This window comes from Bacillus thermozeamaize, assembly GCA_002159075.1.
Classification (GTDB): Bacteria; Bacillota; Bacilli; order ZCTH02-B2; family ZCTH02-B2; genus Bacillus_BB; species Bacillus_BB thermozeamaize.
Map to the genome: position 1 here is coordinate 1 of LZRT01000111.1, position 6,637 is coordinate 6,637.

The following is a 6,637-nucleotide window of genomic DNA, read 5'->3' on the forward strand; positions in this document are numbered from 1 at the left end:
AGTCGAATTTCCCCGAATGGCCCCTGAGTACCATTGTCCGGAGGCATGCCGGAAAGTCCAGTCCCTGATGTGAAATTTTCAAAGAGCAAGCTGGAAATTTTGAAGGTGGCCTCCAGTCCCCGAGGAGACTGGAAATCGGCCAGGCAACTGCCTTCAAAAACTACTATACGAGGAGGGGATAAAGGTGGATAGATCAAACGGGCAAAAGATTCAGCAGTTCGTTAACCATCGAATTGATTCTCTGATTCGGATCAGCAAGCAATCATTATTCAGTTCCATGATGGCGAAACTCCGCAGAGGAGTCGGAAAAGAACCCGGCAGTGTCCCGGAATTGTGGGAGATGATGTTTGACGGCTTTCCGGCCGAATTGGCAGGCAAAGGACCGCAACCAAGCGCTGGAGAAAGGGCGGTACACACGGTTTTGACCTTGTTTGCTTTGCATCAGCAAAGCAAAGACATTCGAGCAAAATGCATGCACGAACCGGGAGTTTCGTTGGGACAAGCTGTGGGGAGGCTGATTAAAGCCAAATCAGAACGGGATGAGGCCATCAAACGCCGATTCATGACAGTTGTGACGGCTAACGACATTGATGAACTGGTCTGGCATCTGCGCGGCCTTGTTCAATTGTTCAGAGATGAAGATGTCCCCCTTGATTACGGATGGTTGGCCAAAGATTTGTTTTATTTTCAATTTTCCAATTATCAGGACTATATCCGATTGCATTGGGGAAGAGGCCTGTATTTGAAACCGAATGAAAATTCCGTTGGCGAAGAAGGAGGAGTTGTCCATGCAGCGCAATAATCGTCTTTATCTTGACATTCATGCTATTCAAAGCGTGCCGTCCAGTTGCATCAACAGAGATGATACAGGCAGCCCGAAGACGGCCATCTATGGCGGCGTGCTTCGGTCCCGTGTATCCTCTCAAAGTTGGAAACGGGCGATAAGGTTGATGTTTCAGGACGTGCTGCCGCAAGAAAAACTGGGAATTCGCACAAAACGGATTGTGGAAATGGTAGCGGGCGAAATCACAAAGATTGATGGATCGTTGGAATCGTTGAAGTTGGCAGAGAGGATATTGAAAAACGCCGGCCTTGATATCAAGTCAGTCGAGAAAGGAACGGATGCGCTGTTCTTTCTAAGTCGTTCGCAAGCTCAAGCTTTGGCCCGATTGGTGGTCGAATACCCCGAAATGGCAAATAACACTGTGAATAGGGGGAGTAAGGAAAAAATTCAGCAGGCGCTGAAGCAATCACCGGCCATTGACGTGGCTCTGTTCGGGCGAATGGTGGCCGACGAACCGTCATTGAATACGGATGCGTCGGCTCAGATCGCCCACAGCATCTCTACACACAAAGTGGTCACTGAATATGATTACTTCACCGCAGTCGACGACTGGCCGAACGATGAGCATGCTGGAGCCGGTCATATCGGGACGACGGAATTCAATTCCTCCACCATGTATCGCTATGCCACTGTAGCATTGCATCAGCTGAAGGAACAGTTGGCTGAAGATACCGTGGAAGCTGCTGTCCAATTTGTCCGCGCTTTCGTATGTTCAATGCCAACTGGAAAGCAAAATTCGTTCGCCAATCGTACGCTGCCTGACGCGGTTTTGGTCACGCTTAGGCAGGATCAACCCATCAATTTGGTGGGGGCGTTTGAAAAACCGGTCCCGGCAAGCGATGAGGGGTACGTGGGACCGTCGGCAAAGAGATTGGTGCAACACGCTGACAAAGTGTACAAGTATTTTGCAGGAAAACCGGTCTTGTCGCTAACGGTCGGTGTTCTGCTGCAAGAATTGGGTGAACCGATGCCGCTCAATCACGTGCTTGATCAATTGAAAAATGCGTTGCCAAGTTTTCTTGAAGCGGGCGGTAGTGTCGCATGAGCACGTTGTTGTTGAGACTGGCCGCTCCTCTGCAGGCTTGGGGCAGCGATGCCAAGTTTGACAGACGGGGGACAGAACGCGTTCCGACAAAAAGTGGAGTCATCGGCTTGATTGCAGCAGCCCAAGGTCGCCGACGTGATGAAAGTGTTGCTGATTTGGCGACATTGCGTTTTGGAGTCCGGGTAGACCAAGAGGGGAAGTTGCTGCGGGACTTTCATATCGCTCAGAGACCCGGCAAAAAAGATCCCTACGTGTCCCATCGATATTACCTAGCCGATGCGGTGTTTTTGGTCGGATTAGAGGGGGATGATGCGACGCTTGCTGATATCGACGAAGCGATTCGCCGACCGGCTTATCCCCTCTTTCTTGGCAGGCGTTCATGTCCGCCAGAAGGTCAGGTTTCACTCGGGATCCGAAGAGGAAAATCATTGATTGAAGCATTGGAACAGGAACCTCTGCAAGCAAGCAATCGATCTGACCGTCTCCGCTTGATTTACGACGCCGGGCCGGAAGATGCGTTTTTCTATTTGTTGCGGGACAATCCCATATCATTCAATCCGGAAAACCGCCAGCACGGTTTTCGTCGGATTGCCGAAAGGACAATCGAAAATCGTTGGACGGCGGATCAGGCAGACCGGGAACCTGAGACGGATCACGATCCCTTTTCGATATTGGGGGGATGACCAGTGTATTTATCTAGAGTTTTTCTGGACACCACCCGGATGGAAACCATCCGGGCGCTGTCTTCGCCACAAATCTTCCATGGGGCCGTTGAAGCTGCCGTCGAAACGGATGATCGTGGTTCGGAACAGGGGCAAAGACGTCTTTTGTGGCGCATAGATTACTTGACTGATAAATGCAGCTTGCTCCTTTTGAGCGAAGCACCCCCAAATCTGTCTTTGCTTGTCCACCAATTCGGTTTTCCTGGCGTTCATGAAGGAGAGACGAAATCATACTTGCCCTTGCTGGATCGCTTGCGGGAAGGGCAACGCTGGCGATTCCGGCTGCGGGCGAATCCTGTGAGAAGCAGTTTCAAAGAAAAGGATGAAGAAACCGGAAGAGGCAAGGTTTTTGCCCATGTCACGCCGGAACAACAGAAACAATGGTTGATCAGAAAATCCGCCACCTGCGGTTTTTCATTGGAACCCGATGAGTTCGACGTCATCCACTCTGAGTGGAAAAAATTCAGCAAAAATCAAACAGGCGGACGTCATCAGGTGACTTTGCGGACGGTTACATTTGAAGGGATATTGACGGTAGTGGATCCGATTCTTTTTCGGCAAACGTTGATCAAGGGAATTGGGAGAGCCAAAGCCTATGGATGCGGATTGATGACGATCATGCCGATGGGGCGGTGATCGCGAAGTGACACCGAAATCGTTCGGGAAGAGCAAACCTGATTTGCAATCTTTGCCAACCATCAGCGACCGGCTGTCCTTCTTATATTTGGAGCGATGCGTGATTAATCGTCAGGACGGTGCCATCACGGTAACGGATGTGCGCGGCACTGTCCACGTTCCGGCTGCTTCTCTCAGTGTTTTGATGTTAGGGCCTGGCACAAAAATCACGCATCGAGCCATGGAATTGATTGCAGACACTGGAGTCACCGTGATCTGGGTCGGCGAGCGGGGCGTGCGCTATTATGCGCACGGCCGGCCGCTGACCCGTTCTTCGCATTTGCTGATCAAACAGGCTGAACTGGTTTCAAATCCGAGAACACGGCTCGCGGTTGCAAGACAAATGTACCAGCTTCGCTTTCCGGATGAAGATGTTTCCCATTTGACCATGCAGCAGTTGAGGGGGCGTGAAGGCGCGAGAATTCGTGCCGTGTACAGGAAGGCATCCAAAGCGACGGGTGTTCCGTGGCATGGCAGAGAGTATGATCCCGAAGATTTTCATGGAAGCGATGCTGTCAACATGGCGCTGTCCGCCGCCCATTCGTGTCTGTACGGAATTGTGCACAGCGTGATCGTGGCGTTGGGTTGCTCGCCCGGCCTCGGTTTCATTCATACTGGCCATGACCGTTCGTTTGTTTTTGATATCGCGGATTTGTATAAAGCTCAATTGACCATTCCGATTGCCTTCCAGGTTGCTTCCGAGCAACCGGGAGATATTGGCGGCGAAACGCGAAGACGAGTCAGGGATGCCATTGCGGACGGAAAGATCCTCGAGAGAATGGTAAAGGACATCCGGATTCTTTTGCTTGGAAAAGAGTTTTCAGATCAAGATCCCGTGGATGCCGACATTGTTCATCTTTGGGATGAAAGGTTTGGTCTGGTGCCCAATGCGGTATCTTACGGAAAACGGATCGATGAATATGACACTGATGAAGAAGAACTTGAGGAAGGATATGGCGTCCTCTTGGAGGAGTAAGGATGATCGTACTGACTTTGACGGATTGCCCTCCTGCTCTACGGGGTGAATTGACCCGATGGTTGTTGGAGGTCAATACCGGTGTTTACGTCGGAAAGGTTAGTGCGAGAGTGAGAGACCACATCTGGCATCGGGTTCAGGAACAAGCCGTCAAAGGACGGGCTACCATGGTTTTCAGTACAGGCAAGGGAGAGCAGCGGCTTGATTTTCGAACCCATAACGCGGATTGGGAACCGATCGATTTTGACGGATTGAAATTGATGCTGCGACCATCAAGTTCAAGGCTTGCAAAACGCTATGAGAAGTCAGCGGATCAATTGCATTCCGGCTACAGCAAAGCGTCGAAATTCCTGAAAGCCAGACAGATGTCAAGGAGAGATCCATTTCCGGCATGGAATGACTATGTAGTCATTGACGTTGAGACAACCGGATTGTCGCCGTATCAGGATGAAATTCTCGAAATTGGCGCCATCAAGGTTCGGAATCATGAAGTCATCGGCCAGTATCAGACATTGATCAAAATCAATGGCAAAATACCGCAGGATGTCGCGAAATTGACCGGGATTACAGACGAGATGCTGGAGCAGCAAGGGAAACCGCTAAAAGAAGCGTTGACTGAATTTATGGAATTCGTTCAGGATCTGCCCGTCATTGTCCACAATAGTGATTTCGATTACGCATTCTTGCGAGCTGCGTGCGGCAGATTCGGCCTTCCGTTGTTTTCAAACCGACGGCTGGATACATTGGCGATGGCCAGGAGGTTTGTTGATCATGTAGCGAATTTCAGGCTTGAAACATTGCTGGAGCATTTTGGGATTGAAGTCACAGGCTTGCATCGAAGTCTGAATGATTGTTTTGCAGCGATGCAACTTTATATGAAACTAAATGAAATCCGGCAAAACGAAAAATAAAAATGGCTTAATGGCGGGATTTGTTTAGTGTGCTCCCCGCGTATGCGGGGATGATCCCTGTTCAGAAACGCCTTGCATGTCCGATTGATGGTGCTCCCCGCGTATGCGGGGATGATCCCACAAATCATGGAGGGATTGACAATGAAATTTAGTGCTCCCCGCGTATGCGGGGATGATCCCGCGCGAAGCGCAAGTGTTAGCAGACCGTTACGGTGCTCCCCGCGTATGCGGGGATGATCCCTGTTCAGAAACGCCTTGCATGTCCGATTGATGGTGCTCCCCGCGTATGCGGGGATGATCCCCCGGCAGCAACGTAGTCGAGGAAGCATTCCCGGTGCTCCCCGCGTATGCGGGGATGATCCCGAGACGCACGCGAAGACGGTCGGCGGCAAAGAGTGCTCCCCGCGTATGCGGGGATGATCCCCACGGCTTGCGATCAGCCCGGAACGCCACGATGTGCTCCCCGCGTATGCGGGGATGATCCCGTCGAACGGGGTTGCGACCGCGAATTGGTTCAGTGCTCCCCGCGTATGCGGGGATGATCCCTTTGAAATGTCGCTCTGGTTGTAATTGAGCCGGTGCTCCCCGCGTATGCGGGGATGATCCCGATCCTGCGGTCGTCGACGTGTAGCGGGATACGTGCTCCCCGCGTATGCGGGGATGATCCCCCGCGGCCATGGGCGTCCACGCCATCCACTGGGTGCTCCCCGCGTATGCGGGGATGATCCCGCCCGATTCGCTCGGGCGTATTGTGGCGACGGGTGCTCCCCGCGTATGCGGGGATGATCCCGGAAGCGCGTGCCGCTGAGATCCTCGCTGCTGGTGCTCCCCGCGTATGCGGGGATGATCCCGAGTTGGCGCTGATTAAGCGCGACGTGGTGGAGTGCTCCCCGCGTATGCGGGGATGATCCCGGCGGCGAGCCGCAGGAGTACGTGCCTGTCTAGTGCTCCCCACGTATGCGGGGATGATCCCGGTGTAGTATGCGATGTCGTGTTCGCTCAGCAGTGCTCCCCGCGTATGCGGGGATGATCCCGCGGCGCCGCAGTCCTTCGCCACTTCCTCGCAGTGCTCCCCGCGTATGCGGGGATGATCCCGTGGTGCGAGAGTACATGAAAGAGGTTTGCAAGTGCTCCCCGCGTATGCGGGGATGATCCCACGAATGCCATTGTGACACCAGGCGGCGAGTAGTGCTCCCCGCGTATGCGGGGATGATCCCGCGCCCGGTGCCATTTTCAGCCTGAAACAGTTGTGCTCCCCGCGTATGCGGGGATGATCCCGGGATCATCACCACGCGCGACATGGTGCGTGCGTGCTCCCCGCGTATGCGGGGATGATCTATAATGGACTACGAAAACTAGACAACAAAAAAGGAGTTTCTTAGTTGATGACAACCATCCGCAGAACGTTTACACCGGAACAAAAAGCCCAAATCGTGCTGGAAATTCTGAAGGAGGAAAGGTCGA

6 protein-coding genes, 1 pseudogene and 1 CRISPR repeat array are annotated in these 6,637 nt (G+C 52.7%); all 7 genes and pseudogenes read left to right on the forward strand.

Annotation, left to right across the window (positions count from 1 at the left end; genetic code table 11):
• The first annotated feature begins 184 nt into the window (after positions 1–184).
• Positions 185–802 carry a type I-E CRISPR-associated protein Cse2/CasB gene (locus BAA01_15360; protein ID OUM85148.1) on the forward strand — a complete coding sequence of 206 codons (618 nt, stop codon included), beginning with the start codon at positions 185–187 and terminating at the stop codon, positions 800–802.
• Positions 789–1,889, forward strand: coding sequence for a type I-E CRISPR-associated protein Cas7/Cse4/CasC (locus tag BAA01_15365; GenBank protein ID OUM85149.1), 1,101 nt, complete (start codon positions 789–791; stop codon positions 1,887–1,889). The genes BAA01_15360 and BAA01_15365 overlap by 14 nt, the downstream gene beginning before the upstream one ends.
• Positions 1,886–2,572: a hypothetical protein gene (locus BAA01_15370; protein OUM85150.1), complete on the forward strand. Its 687-nt coding sequence runs from the start codon at positions 1,886–1,888 to the stop codon at positions 2,570–2,572. Before BAA01_15365 ends, BAA01_15370 begins: the two co-directional genes overlap by 4 nt.
• Positions 2,573–2,575: 3 nt before the next feature.
• Entirely contained in the window at positions 2,576–3,247 is a 672-nt protein-coding gene (locus tag BAA01_15375) for a type I-E CRISPR-associated protein Cas6/Cse3/CasE (GenBank protein ID OUM85151.1), read from the forward strand.
• 7 nt (positions 3,248–3,254) lie between these two features.
• Positions 3,255–4,262, forward strand: coding sequence for a subtype I-E CRISPR-associated endonuclease Cas1 (locus tag BAA01_15380; GenBank protein OUM85152.1), 1,008 nt, complete (start codon positions 3,255–3,257; stop codon positions 4,260–4,262).
• A 2-nt stretch (positions 4,263–4,264) separates the two neighbouring features.
• Positions 4,265–5,173, forward strand: coding sequence for a type I-E CRISPR-associated endoribonuclease Cas2 (locus tag BAA01_15385; GenBank protein ID OUM85153.1), 909 nt, complete (start codon positions 4,265–4,267; stop codon positions 5,171–5,173).
• A gap of 29 nt (positions 5,174–5,202) precedes the next feature.
• A CRISPR array of direct repeats spans positions 5,203–6,512; the repeat unit is 29 nt; unit sequence GTGCTCCCCGCGTATGCGGGGATGATCCC.
• 46 nt (positions 6,513–6,558) lie between these two features.
• Positions 6,559–6,637, forward strand: a pseudogene (locus BAA01_15390) (transposase).

What these genes read in the sequence shown, in the direction of transcription:
- BAA01_15370 (OUM85150.1), top strand. Translation starts at nt 1,886, where the DNA reads ATGAGCACGTTGTTGTTGAGACTGGCCGCTCCTCTGCAGGCTTGGGGC.
- BAA01_15365 (OUM85149.1), top strand. Translation starts at nt 789, where the DNA reads ATGCAGCGCAATAATCGTCTTTATCTTGACATTCATGCTATTCAAAGC.
- BAA01_15385 (OUM85153.1), top strand. Translation starts at nt 4,265, where the DNA reads ATGATCGTACTGACTTTGACGGATTGCCCTCCTGCTCTACGGGGTGAA.